The 22087-nt window shown below is 49.0% G+C and carries 7 protein-coding genes; 3 read left to right on the top strand and 4 right to left on the bottom strand.

Annotated elements, in window-relative coordinates; translation table 11 throughout:
- Positions 1-473: 473 nt before the first annotated feature.
- The 4 genes from R4537_RS04085 to R4537_RS04070 all read right to left on the bottom strand — a co-directional run bounded on the left by R4537_RS04085 (position 474) and on the right by R4537_RS04070 (position 6722).
- Complete coding sequence (locus R4537_RS04085; RefSeq protein WP_071178832.1) at positions 474-2864, bottom strand: VolA/Pla-1 family phospholipase; 2391 nt, start codon at positions 2862-2864, stop codon at positions 474-476.
- 15 nt (positions 2865-2879) lie between these two features.
- Complete coding sequence (locus tag R4537_RS04080) at positions 2880-4118, bottom strand: outer membrane protein transport protein (protein WP_071178831.1); 1239 nt, start codon at positions 4116-4118, stop codon at positions 2880-2882.
- A 359-nt stretch (positions 4119-4477) separates the two neighbouring features.
- Positions 4478-4663, bottom strand: a complete 186-nt coding sequence (locus tag R4537_RS04075; RefSeq protein WP_071178830.1) for a hypothetical protein — start codon at positions 4661-4663, stop codon at positions 4478-4480.
- Positions 4653-6722 (bottom strand): alpha-amylase, encoded by a 2070-nt coding sequence (locus R4537_RS04070; protein WP_071178829.1) that lies wholly within the window; start codon positions 6720-6722, stop codon positions 4653-4655. The genes R4537_RS04075 and R4537_RS04070 overlap by 11 nt, the downstream gene beginning before the upstream one ends.
- A gap of 291 nt (positions 6723-7013) precedes the next feature.
- On the opposite strand from R4537_RS04070, the gene R4537_RS04065 reads away from it, so the two are divergent.
- From R4537_RS04065 to R4537_RS04055, 3 genes are all read left to right on the top strand, one after another.
- On the top strand, positions 7014-7937 hold the full coding sequence (locus R4537_RS04065; protein ID WP_071178828.1) for an aldo/keto reductase: 924 nt from the start codon (positions 7014-7016) through the stop codon (positions 7935-7937).
- Positions 7938-8282: 345 nt separating this feature from the next.
- On the top strand, positions 8283-9350 hold the full coding sequence (locus R4537_RS04060) for a sensor histidine kinase (protein WP_071178827.1): 1068 nt from the start codon (positions 8283-8285) through the stop codon (positions 9348-9350).
- 345 nt (positions 9351-9695) lie between these two features.
- The gene (locus tag R4537_RS04055; protein ID WP_338953111.1) at positions 9696-22079 is read left to right on the top strand and encodes a retention module-containing protein; all 12384 of its coding nucleotides are present in this window, start codon (positions 9696-9698) and stop codon (positions 22077-22079) included.
- Positions 22080-22087: the final 8 nt, after the last annotated feature.

Below are 22087 nucleotides of genomic sequence, written 5' to 3'. Positions count from 1 at the left end.
CTTTTTCATTTAACGTGAAACATCACCCGTCACATAAGGTCAATCCATTCAAACTTTGCCAAATAGAGTGGCAAAAGAAAAATTGTAGCTCCTGCACATTGGATGCGAATAAGCGCGAACTTAGTTCTTCCATAGGTTGCTGGGATTAGCCTAACCTCTGACATTGCGATTTCCATCCGTTTTACTAACCCGTTACTGGAGACTTATCGTCATTTCAGTTTGAGCAAATCGGTGAAGTGATTGTTACCACTGCAGTTTCATTTCACGTAAGGAGTATCATCAACGTGGAAACTGGTTGGTTATATTTGTTTACAATAAGCATTGGTGAGCATGCTTGGTATGTCAAGGTTATAGGTTTTTGTTTTTATAAAACATGAGATTAGTTGGAGTAAAGTGTGAGGTTCAAGATGAATGAGAGCCGTATCCGGCCCTCATTCATGGTCGTTTGAGGTATTTCTATGTAGCTTGCTTGGCTATTTCAATACAACAGTATTTGTAATCGCATCTAAGCTGTCATTGACAAGAAAATCGGTGGTTTGAGCTTGCATCTCAGTATGATGTGCAAGATCCGCATATCCTGCATCTTGCGGGGCAACAAAGGTCGAGTGTTTTGCCGTGCTGTTAAACTGAACAAAGCTTTTGGTTGCGTTTGGCGCTGTTTGTCCTGCATTGACTGTGGTTAAACCAAGCAAGGTAGCCAGTGGCTCTGTACCTGCAAATTGCGGGCTGAGATAAACCAGCGAGCCAGTAGGATTACTCACCTTGTTAGGTACCACGCTGTCACCATCCACTTCTGAGAAGTAAAGTGACGTGGTCAGTCCACCATTATTGAGCTTTGTGCTCACTACAGAGTAAGGATCAATAGTGTCGAGTAGGGTCTGCGCCGCATACGAGAACATCTGGAAGCCTGAAGTGACTTGGGCAAGCTGCTCTTGGGTTGCCAAGGCGGTGAACAAGTTATAGCAAGCAGAATCATCTAAGCTGGCACATTGTGCATCAGCAAACCCTTTGTATTCAGTGCTAGCATTGAGCGCCACATTATGTTTGATTTTGGGACCAAAAAACGCTGATCCCAATAGCAGGTTAGAAATTTGCCCGCCTGAGTTTTGAATCGCCGCGCCAGAGAAGCTGTACAGAGCATTAGCCAGTGTGGAGCCCAATGTTTTATTACTTTCTGCTACGGCAGAAGTGCCAACGATGCCACCCAAGGAGTGACCAAGCATACGTACTTTAGTAGACCCATTACGAACATTGATATTAGAGAGTGGGGTGCCAGTGAAAAGTGGCTGAGACAGGGTTAACGCTGCTCGTAGTCCCAATACATCGAGAATGCTTTGGCGTAAATTATCCCGAGCCACGGCCAAGTAGGTGAGGTTGATGTAAGCAAGGGGATCACTATTGGCCGAACGTGAGCTATCTAAGCTACGTTCACCGTGTAATGGAAGATCAATCGCGATCACCGCAAGGCCTTTATCGACCAAGTTTTTCGCAAATGCATAAGCATTTTCTTTCGCCGATGTCACACCGTGTTGATAAATCACAATATCAGTTGGCGCAGCACCTGCCGGAGTAAACAGTAAAAATGGCACATCTTGCACCGATTTCACTTTGGGTACGGGTGAATAGCGAGTGATGTAGCGTTCAGGATCTAGCGGGCTTCCATCTGATTTGGTCAAGGTCAAACCCATCAGCTTAAGCTGTTCACTCACATCAGTGGCGAGCTTGCTAGTATCAACCCCTGCGGCAAGCAGTTGGCTGCCGATCGTTAATTGCTCTTTACTGTCTGCCAGTGCGGCTTTGATCTTGGCGAGGCTTGGCATCGCCGATTCAAACGGCTGAGTATTCCAGTTATTGCCAGTTTCAAGGTAGTAAGGTAGACGGACTGTGCCTTTGGTTACATCAACGGTATTGGCCGTGTAAGTACCTAAAATAGCGGTTTTTTTGTCTGCACCAATATAGGTACTGAAATTGTCATCCGCTGTCAGAGCGGCAGCGAAGTCAACGGGTGTATCTAATTGTATGGTGTAAGCCGTATCGAGCCCAATGCCCGTTTGTTTCCACACGGCCTCTAATTGGTTGCTGCCACTGGCAAAAGCGGATGCGGTCGCACCGCGCGTGGCAAACAGAGTATTGCTCACCGATTGGGTAGAAAACCACGTCGAGTAGACGATTTGCGTTTCATCGACGCCGCTGAGTTGGAAGATTTTCTCCACCCCTTGAGTGACTTTTTGTAGCGTCGCAATATCTCCTTCGCTGTAAATCTTGTTTTTGGATTTCAGTGCGGCATAGCTTGCAGAAGTCCCCACCGGATTACCGTTGGCATCCGAGACTTCTGAGGTGACCGCCAAAATGTATTCCGAAGAGGCATTGAGTGCTTTTTTCGGTACTATCAGTATTTTACCTGAAGTGGCGCTTGATATTGCGGTGTAATCAGGACCATTGGTTAATTTAGTTTTGATACTCGGAGAACCGGTCATCGAGTCGGTTAACTCGTACAGATAAATACCCGATGTGATGATGTTATCGGCCAAACCTGCACCTTTAAAATCGAGGAACAGCGGCATAGTGATGGACCAGCCATCCACTTGTCCCATCGCCACTAACGGGTTTGAGCCAGAAGTATTGCTGCCGGACGGAATTTCTAACGTGCCATCCTTGCTATTCATTAAAGCAAATGAGGGGAGAGGCACATTGGCATCTTTGCCACTTAAGGCAAATTTGATCGTGGTATCACGTTGCAAGGCTTGTTGAATATAGGATTCGTATACCACCTCAGTGCTTGCACCTGAACTATTGGTCTCATCACCGCAACCGGCTAACCAGAGTGCTGAGCAGAGTAGGGAGAGCTTAATAACCTGTTTCATGTTCGACTCCAGAAATTAGTGAAAACGGTAGTTAAATTGCAATGCACTGATATAGGCGACCGCCTCAGACTCAAACTGAAGGTTCTGGCCGATTTGGTTTTTTTCAGTAAAAGACCCCTTACGGCTCTGTACTAACGCAAAACCGGCATCCATGGTCAGTTGTGGCGTCAAGGTGTACGTCAAACCCGCTGAGTACCAGAAACGGTCACTGTCGGGAATACTGAGTGTTGCCTTACCGGCTTGCTCATCGAAAGCCAAACCTGCGCGTAATGTCCAAGTGGTATTCAGCGTATAGGTTGCGCCGACAGACCAGCGTCCGTTGTCTTGGTATTGTTCGATTTTTTGGAAACAGGTGCCGTTTTTACATTGGCTGGAAGTGGCAGTGAGTTCTTCAAAGCTGCTCCAATCGGTTTGTTGGTAGCTGTAATGCACGGCCCATTGTTCATTCAGTTGGTGGAAGCCAGAGAGCTCCCAAATGGCTGGCAGTTCGATTTTGAGTTGTCCCGGAACAACCGCACCGGTCGCGATACCTGAATCATAACTGGAGAACTCGCCATCATCGAAATTCAGCTTAACGCGCGAACGGTAGCCAAAGCCGATCCGGTTTTGCTCATCCAATTCATAAAGCGCGCCGATATTCCAGCCTAAAGCAAGGGTTTCACCCGTCATGCCAATCAGGTTATCACTAGGATTTCCGCCGCCCATGAAGGGGGCCAATCCACCTTTGTGGCGAGTTAATTTGGCCTTGGCGGCGACCAAATCAAGGCCAAAACCTAAGCTCAGTTCTTGGTTAACACGATAAGCGATATTCGGGTTGAGGTTGACTGACATGAGCGAGGTATCACCGGCTAAGTCGCCTGCATAAATCTCATTGGGGTAGTCAGTCGCAACGCCATAGGTCGTAAACATGGCTAGCCCCCACGCCCATTGATCGTTGATTGGGCGGATATAATAAGCGGCTGGCACAATTTGCAAAGGAGCCACATCTTTCATCGACTGATTGTTGGAAAGATCGTCCACATTGACTTCAGGATCGACGATCGACAGTGCACCAGAGAATTGCGCTGTCTCAAAAAGCATCATGGCGGCAGGGTTTCGTGCTAACACGCTGGCATTATCGGCTACCGCCGCTTCACCAGAAAATGCACGGCCTAAACCTGATGCTGAGTGTTCGGCAACTTGAAAGCCAGCGGCGCTAACTTGCCCCGCAATCAGGGCTGAGATGACGACAGCAAGGGAAGATTTATACAACATTCTCGACCTCCTAGGTCTTTCCGCACGATTGAAGAACAAAAGCGACACTGGCAGCAGGCAGGAGCGCTTGGCTGCTAATCGGTATTCTCAAATCGCTTGGGTATGTGGTTATTGTTATTGGCTTGATGCGATTTTTTCAGTTGACCCATCACGGATATCCCTTGCTACCGATCTATAACGCCAAGTCGTTTTGTTATGGCGAGCAAGTGGTTGGATGCGTAACGGGTGGGGGCGAGAAGGTGCAAGTAAAGGAGCCCAACCACTGAAAAGAGCACACGAAGCGTGATGTTAAATTTGTGTTAATGTCATGTCAAAGAAAATAACCGAATCATTTTCTAAAAGAGGCGCAAGATAGAGATTTAATTCATCAAGATCAATGAATTAAAGCCATTTTCTGGTTGTACCAGTTTAAGTTTGCAGGCTTTACAGTCAGTTACAACCAAAGGATGATTTTTGAGATCTTTTGAAGTGGGGCAATCGCCACGAATTTCGACAAATTCAGGAGCATACTGTGTATGCCCCTGATGGAGTGGCTTAGCGGCCAACGAACGCCACGACCACCTTATCTTCACCCAATGTGCGAGTGAAAACATAAGCGTTGGATTGGGCGATTTCGCGATGATCTCCCGCTCCTATCGCAGGGTGACGTTGACGGAATTGACCTAAGGTTTGCCAATGCTTGAGCAGTGCTTGGCGTTCGGCATTCCATTCCCAAGGCATATCAGAGCGAGTGCCTTGATGGAAATCGTCTGCGTACGGTCCCGCTTCGCGGGCGACTTCATCGCCGTAATACACTTGGATGGCGCCCGGTGTCAGTAGCAGGGCATTGGCGGCGTTACGCTGCATATCCAATGATTTAAAGCGTCCGAAAAACAGCTCAGTATCGTGCGAGGACATATAACTGACGGGGTTAAAGTCGGGATATTTAGCGAGGGTTTGCGCGTAATCGCGATACACCATCGCCATCTGGCTCAAACAGGCTGCGCCGTTATCCATACGTTTTTGAATGTCAAAGTTAATCAGTGCATCAAAGCCATCATCAAAGTAAGGGCTGCGATAGGCACCGTGCCCCCACACTTCGCCAATCATCCAAAACGGCTCACCGCTTTGATTATTGTCTTTACGCCACGCTGCAAGGCTTTCCGTCGCGCGCTGTTTTAAGCGTTGCCACACTTCCCCTTCCACATGTTTGACGGTGTCGATGCGAAAACCGTCGATCCCAAAGCGGCGTACCCAATCGCTTTGCCACTCAATTAAATAGTCAGCGACAGTGTAATTGGGTTTGCTCAACACTCGTGTGCCGGGATTGTTGAGTAGCCACTGCGGCGGGGTAACGGCTTGGGGGGATTCAGTGCGAAAATCCGGTAAACCGGCGAGATTCATGGTGATGTCACTGCTGCCCGGGGCAGGATAGCCCGGTAAGCCTGCGCGTACCCAGTCTGGTCCCCACCACTGTTGCCAATTTTTGCTCTGGTAATCAATGGCTTGATTGAAACTGTGCCAGTTTTCGTCGGCGTTGGGTTTCCAGTCATTCCAACGTTCAGGCAGCATAGGTGCGTTGACCACTTGTACCGCATCTTGCTGTAAATCGGCGAGTGTCGCGTAACCTGCATGATTGATCACCGCATCCATCAAAATTTTAATGCCGCGACGATGCGCTTCACGTACTAAGGTTTGTAAATCCTCATCTTTCCCAAAGTTGGCATCGATCTTGGTGAAATCGCGGGTCCAATAGCCGTGATAGGCATAAAACGGGAATGATCCTTTCTCACCACCGCCGACAAACCCATGTACCTGTTCGACAATCGGAGAGAGCCAGATAGCATCCGTGCCTAAGCTTTGGATATGGTCAAGTTTTGCAATCACACCCTTGAGATCGCCGCCATGAAACGTTCCGATCTCCTCTTGGCCATCTTTGTGGCGACCATAACTGCCATCATTGCTTGGGTCAGCGTTGTAGAAGCGATCAACCATCACAAAATAAATATTGGCATTTCGATAGGTAAAGGGCTGTTTAGGCTCGGCTTTTGCTGTCTGTTTGGGTTCCAACAACACCAAGCCGCCGCTGTTAGCGGAAGGGGTTAAGCGCACTTTGCCTTGCTCGACGGTCACTACTTGCCCAGTCATTGCATCTTGCAACTCGGTTCCATCGGCAAAGCTGCTCGCCAGATCTAAAGTCACTTCACCGCCTTGATACACTTCGCAACTGACGTTTGGGAGCGGGCGACGAAACTCAGTTTTGGCTGTCTTAGTGGTTTGACGCACGAAGGTGAGCGTATTGTTTTGCGCTTGCCACTGAAATGCGTAATCCCCGGTAAAACGGATACTCAAAGGTAACTGAGTCGGGACATGGCAATTGAGAGCGATGGGCGTATTGAATTTGATCTCTTGTTCGGGGACCGGTGGGCAATCACCGCCAATCCCGCTAATGGTCAAGGTGTAGTCGCCTTTAGTGAGCGGGATCACCAGTGGTTCATCGGCTTGCAGTGGAAAATCACGGCTGTTGGTGGTGGTTGCTACCGTTAAATTCGCAGTGGAAGCCGAGGCCAGTGCTGGCAAAGCTAGAGCTGAGAGCAGCGATAGGGTCAAGGCGTTCAGTTTCATTCTCTATCCTTCTTATTATTGATTCGGCTTTCCTACCCAAATGGCGCCGATTTTTGTATCGATAAAGGATAAATTGCACCGCGTCACTCAACATCATTCTTAGCGCTACGCCTTGTTAATTTGCACTGCGTCACAACCCAACAGGATAGGGCGTAGAAAGCCAGATTGCCGCCATGCGTTATCGTCTAAAAATCTAATTCAAGTCACAACTTTATGGATCGATATTGATAGTTTTTGCACAGAGACGGCCAGCTGCATAGGATGTGCTGAGTGAAAAACAGGAGAATAACCATGCAACAACAAGCAGCCGTACAGAAAGTGACCATGGCGCAACAAGGGCCAGAGCTGTCTGAACTGGTTCAAGGTTACTGGCGACTGGCGGAATGGAACATGACGCCTCAGCAGCGCTTAACCTTTTTGAAGCAGCATATTGAGCTGGGGATCAGTACCGTTGATCACGCGGACATTTACGGCAACTATCAATGTGAAACACTGTTTGGTGAAGCCCTAGCGTTGGAACCTTCACTGCGCGAGCAGATCGAGATTGTGACCAAATGCGACATTAAACTGTGTAGCGATCGCTTTCCTGAGCGCAAAATTAATCACTACGACACCAGCGCGGCGCATATCTATCAATCGGTCAATCACTCGCTTGAGCGTTTGGGAGTCAATGAGATCGATGTCTTGCTGATCCACCGCCCAGATGTACTGATGAATGCTGATGAAGTCGCGGAAGCGTTTTCTGAACTGCACAAGGTCGGTAAAGTGAAACACTTTGGTGTTTCAAACTTCAGCCCTGCGCAGTTTGATTTGCTGCAGTCACGCTTAGGTAAGCTATTGGTGACTAACCAAGTCGAAATCAACCCACTCAATTTTGATGTGGCACACGATGGCACTTTGGATCAACTGCAGCGTCTACGCATTCGCCCAATGGCATGGTCATGCCTCGGTGGCGGCGCGATTTTCTCAGGTCAAACCGAGCAAACGCAGCGCGTACGAGCTGTGCTGGAAGAGATCCGTGTTGAGCTCGGCGCAGAGTCGATTGAGCAGGTGATTTATGCGTGGGTGCGTCGTTTACCGAGCCAACCACTACCGATTATCGGATCCGGAAAAATCGAGCGAGTTCAAAGTGCAATAGCAGCCTTGTCGTTAGAGCTTTCTCGTGAGCAGTGGTATCGGGTGTGGGTCGCATCCAAAGGTCATGGTGTGCCATAACGCTTTAAACTGAGGGATGGATCGAATTGATTGAGAGCAAACATTCATAGATGTTATGGTTTGCTTTACATTGGCCGAACTTGATGGGGAGTAAATTTTATAGGTCTTTGCAAGGGATTTTGATTAATTTTGGCTTGGTTTCGTGAGTCGTACTAAATCACAGTATATATCCCCTTCCTACTTGAAGGTGCATGGGTGTTGACTAGGTTCGTTCACCCCACTTACATAGTTTGGCTATGTTCATTTGGGCTTACTCACTTGCTGCCTATCTGCAACTCCAAGTAGTTTGGGTATAGTTTGACCACTAACGTTAAAATTCTATGCAATCTAAAAAGGGAATTCTAGATGCTCAAACGTTTTGACATCAGAAATCAAAGGTTAAAAAAATTTTTTTTAACCACATTGTTTTGTTTAGTTATTGCGTTAACAACCTTGGCTATTTGGGGTGGTACAGTGAGCGATCACATTGCCATCAGCTTTGGTTACGGTTATTGCGCATTTTTTTTGTCACCAGCGATCAGTTTCCATTGGCCAGAATTACCAAAACCCGTAGTAAAATTGCTAGCATTTTTTGGGACGATGTTATTCGGTACATTGAACGCTTATGTTTGGTTGCATCAAAAACCGGAATTTAATGATTACCTTTCATTTGTACCTGTCATTGTATTGGGCCTTGTTTTTACTTCAGTCAGTTTTTTATATTTATACACTTATGAGCAAAAAGCGTTGACGCAAGGTGCTCTGGAAGCGTCGCGCTATCGTGAGTCGAAGCAAGAGAAAGCTTTGCTACTGAGCCAGCTTAAGCAGCTACAGAGCCAAATGGATCCTCATTTTCTATTTAATACGTTAGCTAATATTAACGCCTTGATCCCCGTTGAACCCTACAAAGCTCAGCTTATGTTGGAGAAGCTCACCGATTTATTACGCGGTACTATGCGCTTGCGACGAAGTAATATAGGAGACTTGCGAGAAGAAATACAACTGATTGATGCGTATCTCGGTATCCAAAAAATACGCTTAGGAGACAGGCTGGAATACACTCTGCCTGAGTTGTCAGAATGGGGTACACTCGGCATGCCGCCTATGTTGATCCAACCTTTGGTGGAAAACGCGGTATCACATGGTATTGAACCAAAAGCCGAAGGCGGTACCATTCGAATGAGTATCGAAGTGACGGATAACTGGTTTGAGTTATCGGTAGAAGATAATGGCATGAGCTTAAACGATACCCCCAAGGGCAACGGCATTGCTTTGCAAAGTGTTCGCGATCGTCTATCAGGACTCTTTGGACATGAAGGTTTACTGACAGTGGCGCAAAATTGCTCTGGCGGCGTTACGGCCACGATTCGCATCCGTTTGCATCATTTGCAGAGGTTACAGCGTTCTTTCTATGCTTATTCGCATACTCGTTAAAACTGTTTATAACCTTGCCGCTTACCTGCAACTTCAAGTTGCTTGGGTATAGCACGCCTTCCTATTTTTTCTCTCCACTCTCCTACTGTCTAACAATTAATTCGCAAGAGTGCTTGCGAGCAATTTCACAATTGAGACTGGTGCTATTTAGCTTTCTTGTTAGTAGTTATTTAGTTATGCATCGCTTATAACTTAAGCAGGAAGTTTAGCTACAAAATTACCGTTACTATTCCAAATAAAAATATCCCCTTCTTATTGGTATTGCTGTGAGCAACACGACTGCAGTTTCAAATTGAAAGGGGGTCAATGTATTACCAATTATTTACCGCGAGAAATGGGGGCAGTATGCAGTCTCAAGTCGTCACTCAACCTGTAACAGTCACAAGTTTGTCTGGCAATGTGGTTGTTGTTAATGCGCAGGGTCAAGCGCGGATTGTGAATGCAGGGGATGTTCTGCAACCAGATGAAATTATCATTACGGTCAATCAATCTGCAATCGAACTGCAAACAACACAAGGTGGTGTGCAGATTGATGAGAACTGCGTGGCGTGTTTGCCAGAGTTCTCAGCAGATGGACAGCCGGAAGTGCAAGCTGCACCCGTTCAAGGTCAAATCAACCTTGATTTAGCGCAATTGGATACGGCGAATTTTGATGAGCAAGCCATCGCGGCGATTCAGCAGGCGATTTTAGACGGTGTCGACCCAACCACCGCATTAGAAGCCGCTGCGGCAGGTGCCGGTACGGCAGGCTCGGCTAATGGCGGTGCAATTACCATTGACTATAACTTTTTAGAAGTGCTTGCCAGTACTGCCTTTGATACTCAAGGCTACAACCAAACGTTTTCGACAACTCAAACTTTGGTTAACCCACTGCGTTTTGCCGCGGGTGGTGAAAGCCTAAGCGCGCAAGTTACCGAAGGATCGCTGTCACTTGGCACTTATCCACAAACGTCGACGGTGACTACGCTAATTACTGCGGGTAGCCTTGCGCTATTGCCTGCTTCATTTGTGCCTGAAGCCGCCTTTTTAACCTCGCTGCTTGCCGAACTGAACCAAGACATTACCTCTTCCGGCCAGCCTGTAGTTTTCCGTTATGATGCCGCGACCAATAGCATTATTGGCGAACAAAATGGCAGCGAAGTACTGAATATTGCGATTAGCGCGGAATCTGTCGGGCGAGATCTGAACCTGACGGTCACGACAACGCTGAGCCAGCCGATTGACCACTTGCCTTCGGTGGGTGGCGGTTTAGTGTCGATCAATGGCGATCAAATTTCGATTGCATTACAACTGACGGGCACCGACAGTAACGGCAACCCGATCCAAGCACCGATTACTGTGGTGGTTGCCATCAATGATGGTAGTGCACCAGTGATGGTGGATGAACCTACCCTAAGTCTGAATGAAAATGATCTGCCAACCGGCTCCAATGGTGCGGATCCACTCTCCGTTTCTGGGCAGTTTGATACTCAGTTAGGCTCCGATCAGGTTGCGTTTTATCAAATTGATCCCAGCACTGCTAATCCTATCGCTGGGCTGACTTCGCAAGGCGACGCGGTAATATTAGGCGAGCCAACTCTGATTGATGGCAACCGCGTTTATCAAGCTACCGCGGGCGGCCGTGATATTTTCCAACTGACGCTCAATGCCGACGGCAGTTACCAGTTCGTGTTACAAGGCACACTGGACCATGCTGCCGGCAGTGATACATTGACCATTAGCTTGCCAATTGTTGCGATAGATTACGATAACGACAGCTCAGCACCAGGCAATTTGAATATCGAAATTCAAGATGATAAACCGGCCATTATCGGAGCCGAGCCGCTTACCGTCGCAGAACAAACCTTAGACACTGGCTCGATCGGTGGTGGCGCGAGTTTGGTGGCCGATGGCAATTTTACTACCACTCAAGGTGCAGATGGTGTGGTGTCTTATCGTTTAGACAGCCTAACGAATGCCGTAGCAGGTATCACGTCAGGTGGGGTAGCGGTAACGTTAACTGAATCGGTCGATGCCAACGGCAATTACACGTATACCGCAACGGCTGGCGGTGAGCCAGTATTCACTCTGCTGCTCAACCAAGAAGGCAGCTACCGCTTTACCTTACAAGGCTCACTTGATCACGCGCTCAATAGTGATGAATTGTTGGTCAATTTCACCGTGGTCGCGACTGATTTTGATGGTGATACAGCAAGCATAACCTTGCCAGTAACGGTAAAAGACGATAAACCCTATTTCACCAATGTCACCAGTTTGAACGTTCATGAAAACGATCTGCCGCAAGGTTCTGATGTGACGAAAGAACCACTCACCGCGAGTGGTCAGTTTGAATTAGTGCAGGGTTCGGATCGCGTAGCGAGTTTCATGCTCGATAGCAGCGTCAATCCTGTGCAAGGGCTGACATCCAATGGCGTGGCGGTGACGCTGTCAGCGCCTGTCAATGATGGTCACGGAAATCTCACTTACACCGCGATGGCGGGCGCAGTCACCGTCTTTACCTTGACCCTGAATTCTGACGGCACCTACAGCTTTACGCTGGCGGCACCGGTTGATCATGCGCTGAATAGCGATAGCTTGACACTGAATTTCAAAGTGATTGCCACCGACTTTGATGGCGATACGGCGAGTATTGTGTTGCCAGTCAAAATCAATGACGACAAGCCTTACTTCACCAATGTGCAGGGCTTGCATGTACACGAAAACGATCTGCCACAAGGCTCGGATGCGGATAAAGAGCCGGTGACCGTTAATGGTCAATTCCAGTTGGTGCAAGGGGCAGATACGGTCGCGAGTTTCGCGCTCGATAGCAGCGTCAATCCTGTGCAAGGATTGACATCCAATGGCGTGGCGGTGACGCTGTCAGCGCCTGTCAATGATGGTAATGGCAACCTGACTTACACTGCGATGGCAGGCTCAGTCACCGTCTTTACCTTGACCCTAAATAGCGATGGTACTTACAGCTTTACGCTGGCGGCACCGGTGGATCATGCGCTGAATAGCGATAGCTTGACACTGAATTTCAAAGTGATTGCCACCGACTTTGATGGCGATACGGCGAGCATAGTGTTGCCAGTCAAAATCAATGACGACAAGCCCTATTTCACCAATGTGCAGGGCTTGCATGTACACGAAAACGATCTGCCACAAGGCTCGGATGCGGATAAAGAGCCGGTGACCGTCAATGGTCAATTCCAACTGGTACAAGGGGCAGATACGGTCGCGAGTTTTGCGCTCGATAGCAGCGTCAATCCTGTACAAGGACTGACATCCAATGGCGTGGCGGTGACGCTGTCAGCGCCTGTCAATGATGGTCACGGAAATCTCACTTACACTGCGATGGCAGGTTCAGTGACGGTCTTTACCTTGACCCTAAATAGCGATGGAACTTACAGTTTTACGCTGGCGGCACCGGTGGATCACGCGCTGAATAGCGATAGCTTGACACTGAATTTCAAAGTGATTGCCACCGACTTTGATGGCGATACGGCGAGTATTGTGTTGCCAGTCAAAATCAATGACGACAAGCCCTATTTCACCAATGTGCAGGGCTTGCATGTACACGAAAACGATCTGCCACAAGGCTCGGATGCGAATAAAGAGCCGGTGACCGTCAATGGTCAATTCCAGTTGGTGCAAGGTGCAGATACGGTCGCGAGTTTTGTGCTCGATAGCAGCGTCAATCCTGTGCAAGGGCTGACATCCAATGGCGTGGCGGTGACGCTGTCAGCGCCTGTCAATGATGGTAATGGCAACCTGACTTACACTGCGATGGCAGGTTCAGTGACGGTCTTTACCTTGACCCTAAATAGCGATGGTACTTACAGCTTTACGCTGGCGGCACCGGTGGATCATGCGCTGAATAGCGATAGCTTGACACTGAATTTCAAAGTGATTGCCACCGACTTTGATGGCGATACGGCGAGTATTGTGTTGCCAGTCAAAATCAATGACGACAAGCCCTATTTCACCAATGTGCAGGGCTTGCATGTACACGAAAACGATCTGCCACAAGGCTCGGATGCGGATAAAGAGCCGGTGACCGTCAATGGTCAATTCCAACTGGTACAAGGGGCAGATACGGTCGCGAGTTTCGCGCTCGATGGCAGCGTCAATCCTGTGCAAGGACTGACATCCAATGGCGTGGCGGTGACGCTGTCAGCGCCTGTCGATGATGGTCACGGAAATCTCACTTACACTGCGATTGCAGGCTCAGTGACGGTCTTTACCTTGACCCTAAATAGCGATGGCACCTACAGCTTTACGCTGGCGGCACCGGTGGATCATGCGCTGAATAGCGATAGCTTGACACTGAATTTCAAAGTGATTGCCACCGACTTTGATGGCGATACGGCGAGCATAGTGTTGCCAGTCAAAATCAATGACGACAAGCCCTATTTCACCAATGTGCAGGGCTTGCATGTACACGAAAACGATCTGCCACAAGGCTCGGATGCGGATAAAGAGCCGGTGACCGTCAATGGTCAATTCCAACTGGTACAAGGGGCAGATACGGTCGCGAGTTTCGCGCTCGATAGCAGCGTCAATCCTGTGCAAGGACTGACATCCAATGGCGTGGAGGTGACGCTGTCAGCGCCTGTCGATGATGGTAATGGCAACCTGACCTACACCGCGATGGCGGGCGCAGTCACCGTCTTTACCTTGACCCTGAATACCGATGGCACCTACAGCTTTACGCTGGCAGCCCCGGTCGATCATGCGCTCAATAGCAACGATTTAACGCTCAATTTCAAAGTAATTGCCACCGACTTTGATGGTGACAGCGATAGCATAGTGCTGCCGGTGAAAATCAATGATGACAAACCCTCGTTTATTCATCGCCAACCCTTGAGCGTCAATGAAGATGATCTGCCACAAGGCTCGGACAGCAGCAAAGAGTCGCTGAGTGACAGTGGTCAATTTACCGTAGTGCAAGGCGCGGATCAGGTGGTTAGCTATCAGCTCGATGGCAGTGTCAATCCGGTGCAAGGGCTAACTTCAAATGGTGTTGCCGTGGTGCTCTCTGCGCCTGTGGATGATGGCAACGGCAATCTCACTTACACGGCAACGGCGGGCGGTAACCCAATTTTTACCTTAGTGCTGAATACCGATGGCAGTTACACCTTCACCCTGTCTGGACCAATTGATCACGCCTCAGGCAGCGACAGCAAACAGCTCAACTTTAAAGTGTTGGCCGTGGATTTTGATGGCGACAAAGCCAGCGTGAATCTGCCCGTTACGATTATCGATGACAAACCGACTATTACCGCTGTACAAGCGCTGTCGGTCGATGAGGACGATCTGACTCAAGGCTCGGATACCACGAAAGAATCCTTAACCGCTACAGGTCATTTCACGACAACGCAAGGCGCGGATCATGTGGTTTCCTACACGCTGAATCTCACTACCAACCCATTGGCTGGGGTGACTTCTGGCGGTCAAGTGCTAACTCTGTCTGACAGTGTTGATGCCCATGGTAACCATACTTATACCGCGACTAAACCCGATGGCACGCTGATTTTTACTCTGCAGCTCAATGCGAATGGTAGCTATCAGTTCACCTTATCAGGGCCACTGGATCACGCTGCAAGCCGTGATGAATTGCTGCTGAATTTCAATGTAGTGGCGACGGATTACGATGGCGATACCTCAAGCATTGTATTGCCCGTGACCGTGGTCGATGACCAACCTTCTGTGATCAGCGCGCAAGCCTTGTCGGTCAACGAAGATGATTTAGCCACTGGTACAGATCAGAGCAAAGAATCAACCACCGCTAATGGCCAATTTACGACCACCCAAGGTGCAGATGGCATTGCGCATTATCAGATAGATAGCAGCACAAGTAGCGATACCGGCCTCACTTCACAAGGTCAGCCTGTGGTATGGGGCGCGCCTAGCATAACTACAACCAGTAGTGGTCAAGTCTATACCTATCAAGGTATCGCTAATGGCGTGGTGATCTTCACCCTAGTGCTAAGAGCCGATGGCAGCTACAGCTTTACTTTAAATGGCGCGGTGGATCATCCGCTCAATGCCAATGAGCTAACGCTGAATATTCCAGTGCTGGCGCAAGATGCGGACGGCGATACCTCACCGATCATCTTGCCTGTCACTATCGTCGATGATGTACCGATCCTGCATGATAAAAATATCGCACTGCAAGAGGGCTCAGTGGCATCGTCGGTGAATCTATTCTCGCGTGACAATAACTTAAGCCCAGATACACAAGGTGCAGATCGCGGAGTGATTACTCACTTTAGTGCAGTAGACGAAGCGGGGCGTGATATCCAGTTCCGTGAAGGCAGTGTGCTGAGTAATGATATTGAGCTCAATGGCGCCGCGAAAACCGTCACAGTGGTGGAAATTGTTAATGGTGTGAGCCGCGATCTTGGTACGTTAACTCTTCAACCTAACGGTACGGCCACTTTCACTCCAGTTACACAGTTGGATCACACTGATGGAAACGACATCAAGTTTACGGTGGATGTGACGGCGACCGATTACGATCACGATACCTCGACGGAACAGCTCAACATTACGATTTCCGATCACAAAGCAACTATTACCCAGCAGAAATTTACGGGTTATGAAGACCAAGGTCGCGATGCGGCGTTGAATTTGGTACCTGCGGGTGAGCAAAGCAATGTGCAAGATAACTTGGGTGGATTGCCAGTTGAAGCTCTGAAACTCGACTTGCAGGTCAACCTGTATGACGTAGACCAAGAGGAAAGCTTAGGTCAAGTCTCGATTTGGAATCCAAACCAGATCCGTGGCGATTTCTATTATTTGGATAGCGCCAACCAGCTAGTGAAACTGGATGTCGATCCGGCAAGCGGACATGTTGTGCTGCCTGCCGCACTGTTGCAACAATCGATCAATGGCACTATTGCCACGGTCGAAAACCTCTACTTTGTGCCGGATCGTCACTACTCGACAGGCAATGGAGGCATGAATGCCTCAGTGAGTGTGGAAATTCTGCACAATGGTGTGCGTGATCATTTCACCAACGGCAACATGCGCATCGAGATTGAAAGCGTAGCGGATATTGCAACGTGGAAGAGCAGCAGTGAGTTTCACTATAATGCGGTGGAAGACGGCAGTAATGTTAGCCTCAATATCACAGCGGAGACTCAAGACAACAGTAATCCTGAAGCGATCACCTACCAGATTCGTTTTACTGAAAATGGCGCAAACGCCAACTTGGTGTACAGCGATGGCTCGCCGATCCCAACCAAAACCGATGCTAATGGTACTTACTATGAAGTGCCGGCTAACAAGATAGCCCAAGTTCAGGTCGATCCGGCGGATAACTTCGCAGGGCAAATCAAACTGGATGTAACGGCCATCACTAAAGAGTCCACCAATTACGTTGCTGGCAAGCAGACGGCGCAATCAGAAACCAAAGAGATTGTGATTGATGTTGCGCCAGAGGCGGATCGTGGCAGCTTTACCGTTAATCGTATTTCGATTTTTGAAGATAACGCTTCCAATCAAAATGCGGTTGATCCGAGTGTTGAGCACGATCCTCTCCTGCTCAGTGAAGTAATTTCCATGACTGGCTCAAGCGATGCAGATGGCTCAGAGGCGCTGTTTGTTCGTCTGTCCGATTTTACGGATACGGGCGCCACTTTGGTGTGGTTAGGCTCTGGCCAAAGTCCGATCACGGTTGGAACCTACCCTAACGGGGAAACTTACTATGAGATCCCGCAGAGTGCGCTATCTCAGGTTGAGGTTCTACCAACGAAACACAGCAATGAGAATTTCTCGTTTGTGGTCGAAGGCATTGTGAAAGACACGGTTAACCTGTCAACGGGTCAAGCGCAGGACATTGAATCGTTAGGCAGTAAAACCGTCAATGTCACTGTGAAAGGCGTCGCCGATCTCCCTACGATTGAGTTTCTCAATGGCAATACGCAGTGGCAAACCTTCAATGATGGCGTGCAAAGTGGCGTGATCACTACGGTGAGTGAAGATAGCCGAGTCGATCTCAACTTCAGCATCATTTCTGGTGAAGTAGCAGACAGCCCGACGGACAGCTCAGAAACCATTTCGGTACTGCTCTCGAACATTCCGGACGGTGTAAAGCTGTTTGACAGTGACGGTACGAGCGTCGATTTGGTGTTTGCCGGCTACGACAGCAACCATAAACCGATTTATCAAGCCAACTTGACGGTCGCTCAGGTAGTCACAGGTATTCAGGTTCAGCCAGTGGCATCATCGACAGCCAATATTGATATCAAGGCAACGGTGATTGTGACTGAAAATGATGGTCATGTTCGCCAAGTGGAAGAGACGATCCGCATCTTAGTTGAGCCGAAAATTGATGTGACCGAAAACTATCACAATGCTGTGTCTGGCAACGAGGATGAGCGTATTCATGTCATTTGGGTACCACAAAACACACCAGGAAATATTCAAAACCCCGATGCGCAAGAGTACTTCAGCCGAGTTGAAATCTCTGGCTTCCCAGATGGTAGCCGAGTTTTTGTCAACAATGTGGAAGTGACCTTGGTCAATGGCGTGCTTGTGCTTGAACCTGCAGCAGGACAATCGGATCTCGATTTCTCAAATCAGGTTTCAGCGACAGGTTACATTCAAGTCATTCCTCCGCACAACTCCAGTACCGACTTCACTTTGAGTACGGCGATTACCGTAAAAGAGCAAGACCACGAGTACGTGGATGCGGCTAATTCGGGTCAAGGTATTGCCGAGGAAGTGATCCACGGTTCAATTGGCGTGAAAGTGAATCCGATCGCTGAGCCGGATGGACAGCTTTTGGTCGAAAACGCGGGCAGCGTAACCCAAACCGTGCAAGCCGATGCCAATGGCAAGATTGATTTCACCATCAATGATGCGAGTGGCGGTCAAGCGGGGGCGAATGTGATTCGCTTTGATAACCTTGATAGCAATACCGCAGGCAGTTATCAGTCCGCAGAGTTGGTGGATCAACTGGTGGTCAGCTTTGGCAACGTACCGCAGGCGGTATTGAACCAACTGCTGATAACCGGCGCAATTAACAATGGTGATGGCACATGGACAATCACTAACGAAGCCGATTTCAGCATCAAAGCGCCCAATGGTTTGGTGTACAACAGTAATAACGACCCGGATAACAACGGTTTCAACGACATCAAGATCACCATCACCGCCAAAGTGTATGACCGAGGTGAAGACAGCAGCGAAGTGAAAATTACCAAGCAAGTGAGCACAGAGTTAACCTTGAGTTTCCCCACCGTGGTCACGGGTAATAACAGCGTTGCCGCGCAGCTCAACTGGGTTGGCGATGCCGATGATTTGGTGATTGGCAAAGAAGATAACACGGTAAACTTGGGGCAACAGATCCAAGACAAACTCATGGTCAATGCCACCGGTTTTGATGCGGTAGTCGACGAACTGAGTATTGTGATTAACGCGAGCGATCTGCCTGCTGGAGCCTCGATTGGTGGGCAAGATTTCAACTTTGTTGATGGTCAATATGTATTTAAAGGCACGCTGAATCCTGATGGTTCAATTTCTGGATTGGAAGGACTGGTGCTGATCCCACAGCGCGATTTTGCGGGTGACTTTAAGCTGCCGATCACGTTTGTGACGACAGATACTCAGTCGGGTGATGAGAAAACATTGAAGGCGCAAGTGCCTGTCGCAATCTCTCCGGTTGCTGATGTACCCAGCAGCAGTGGCGATCAACCACTCGATAACCATGTGACCCCAAGCATTACACTCAATGTGCAAGAAACGTTGGGTCTGGATGCGAACCACCAACCGACCGATTTGGCGAACGATACGCCAACGCAAGACGGTATCGCCTATGAAGATGGCATTGTGCATCTCAATCTCGCGATTGGCTTGGCGGATAGCCTCAATGGCAGTACGCAAGGGCAAGAAGTGTTAACCGAAGTGACACTGACGTTGAATGACACCAACTCTGGTGTCTTCGTGGATGCCAACGGCCAAAGTTTGGGAACCAGTATTACGCTCACTCAAGCTGAGCTACCAGCTGCACTCGGCGAAATTTACTTCAAACCAGCGCCGAACTATCCAAGCGGTAACGACATCAATACCGTGGGAATTACTGTGGCCGGAAAAATCACTGACAGCACCGTATTTGATGAAACCAACGCCAGTTCACAAGGTGTGAGCAGCAGCGATGCCGATAAAACCTTCACCTCTCAAGTCAGCTTTGAAGTGAAACCTGTGGTGGACGATATCACGATTGGCTCTGGTAGCCCGATTTCGGTGACGGGGGATGAAGACAGTTGGATTGCCCTTGCCGATCAAGGCAGTGCGTTTAACGTTAGCTTGAATGACAATGATGGCTCGGAGCAATTTGTTTCCTTGGTTCTTACTGGACTGCCGACCGATTTCCTCGTCAAGTCACTGTCGAGTGACTATGTGGTGAAAAATAACGGCGGCGGCGAGTGGAGCGTGCAAATCCGCAATCCAAACTTAACCAGCTTGGATCTATCAGCACTGGCGATTAAACCGGCTAAAGATTTCAGTGGTGAAGTGCAACTGGGGATCAAGGTCTATACCCAAGAGTCACTGCTTAACCAACCCGTGGAACATTCTGGCCAATTTACCTTGCATGTAACGCCGGTCGGCGACGATGTGGATATTGCTCCGATAACGAATGTTGTTGGCAATGAAGGTCAAGCGATTGACATCAGCCTTGGTGCGCAAATTCTCGATAAAGCACCAAGCTTACCTGGTGGGGCGACTTACACCGAAAACAGCCCAGAGACTTTGCGTGTGGAAGTTTCTGGTGTACCGGATGGCGCTTCTGTCAGCTTGGCGGATGGCACTTTGGGAACACCTCTTGGTAGCGGCGTTTGGGTATTTGAAATTAATGCGCAGCAGCTTGATAAAGTGGTGTTCAATTCCGGCGATAACAACCAACTGAATTGGAATGGCAATCTGCATTTTAAAGTGCAGTCCGTGGATACCGGATTGGCTGGCGATCAGCACCTTGGTAGTGCGCAAGAGTTTGATGTGCATGTCGATGTGACGGCGGTGAACGATCGTCCAGAATTCATTAACGTGCAGGATCAAGTGACGGAAGAGGATACACCTCTACTGCTCAATAGCTTTACGTTGGCCGATATTGATGCCCAGTTAGATGACCCGAACGCTGACTATACGCTGCAAATCGGTGTGAATAGCGGTGTGCTGATCATCGACTCATCGCTCAGCAGCGGTTTGACCATTCAGGGCGATGGTACGGGGGCGCTTTCCATCACAGGTAACGTGGCTGAGATCAATGCTGCGATTGGCGCTGGCTTAGTGAAATTCGTCCCATCACCGGATTTTTATGGTCAGGTCGCCGTCACGCTTAACGTGAATGATAACGGCAATGCGGGGATCGAAATCGCGGGCGATGCATCAACCGCGCACGATAACAGCGCGCAGTTTGTGATTGATGTTACGGCTGTCAACGACAAACCCGAAGTGGATGGCATCCACTTGACCGCTCAGATTGATGAAGCGTCAGGGCAAAAACTGACTGGCATTACGGTGTCAGATGTGGATTATGCCGGATCACACGCGAATGATGTGATGAAAGTGACACTGAGTATCAGCGAAGGCATTTTGAGTGTACAAGCGCCTGCAGGCAGCTCAGTGGCCGTCAGTTATGCCTTAGATGGCAGTGTTATCCTCGAAGGCAGCCCAGAGGCGATTAACGCGCTACTGAACCATAGTGACACCGCTTACGGCTTATTTGTGGATGCAGCGGCTATCGCAGGGACGCAAATCAATCTCACCGTGACTGCGCAGGATATGGGCGTCTACTTCGAAAATGCCTCAGGTATGGCATTGGAGGAGAGCAAAACCTACCCGATTCAGGTCAATCCGGTGGCTAACGCGCCAAGCTTGAGCATGAATCCTGCCTTCGGTTATGCCCAGCAGATTTATGCTAATCAGAGCGTGAGTGCACAAGGAATTGCTCTTTTAGGCGCGATTGCCGCCTTAACGGATTTACATGAAACCTTGAGTTTGCGTGTCGTTCATCTTCCCGCGGGAGCAAGCTTAAGCAGCACGTCAGGCTCAGTGACCGATTTAGGTAATGGTCGCTGGGAAGTCTCTCCTGATGCGTTAGAAAGTCTCAAAGTAGTCGGTTTGGAGGAGGGAGTACACACCTTGTCGCTTACAGCACTGTCTACCGAGAGTGATGGTAGCAGCGCGCCTTCCACAAACAGCATCGATTATCGGATTGAGATTGCGGCAGATGGCTCACTGCTGGATCATCGCAGTGCAACCGATGATAGTTTGCTGGTGGCGGACAATAGTGGCATGACGCTGCTCTCCGGTAGCGGTGATGACTTTGTTCAAGGCGGTGCGGGTGACGATGTCTTGGTCGGTGGTTTAGGTGCTGACATTTTGGTCGGTGGCACGGGCGCAGATATGTTCAAATGGACGCTCGACGGAGTCGACGATAAAGTTGACCATATCCGTGATTTCAATGTCAGCGAAGGCGATAGCATTGATCTGATTGATGTGGTGCAGGACCTCGGTAACCACTTAACCATGGAACAACTGTTGAACAACTTGAGCGTGTCCAATCAATTGACCGCGCAGGTAGTGGATAATGATGTCACCTTGCAAGTCACGACCGATAATCAGGTTCAACAAACCATTGTGATCGAAAACCTCGCGACTCAAATTGATTTCACGGGAATGAGTTCATTGGACATTATCGGCACCTTGCTGGATCAGAATTTGTTGCGTCACGACTAACGCTCCAT

The organism is Vibrio paracholerae (assembly GCF_037672085.1).
Lineage (GTDB): Bacteria > Pseudomonadota > Gammaproteobacteria > Enterobacterales > Vibrionaceae > Vibrio > Vibrio cholerae.
This window is presented reverse-complemented; position numbering and strand designations above follow the sequence as displayed.

Coding starts and splice junctions, on each gene's coding strand:
- R4537_RS04060 (WP_071178827.1), top strand. CDS start 8,283: ATGCTCAAACGTTTTGACATCAGAAATCAAAGGTTAAAAAAATTTTTT.
- R4537_RS04080 (WP_071178831.1), bottom strand. CDS start 4,118: ATGTTGTATAAATCTTCCCTTGCTGTCGTCATCTCAGCCCTGATTGCG.
- R4537_RS04065 (WP_071178828.1), top strand. CDS start 7,014: ATGCAACAACAAGCAGCCGTACAGAAAGTGACCATGGCGCAACAAGGG.
- R4537_RS04055 (WP_338953111.1), top strand. CDS start 9,696: ATGCAGTCTCAAGTCGTCACTCAACCTGTAACAGTCACAAGTTTGTCT.
- R4537_RS04070 (WP_071178829.1), bottom strand. CDS start 6,722: ATGAAACTGAACGCCTTGACCCTATCGCTGCTCTCAGCTCTAGCTTTG.
- R4537_RS04085 (WP_071178832.1), bottom strand. CDS start 2,864: ATGAAACAGGTTATTAAGCTCTCCCTACTCTGCTCAGCACTCTGGTTA.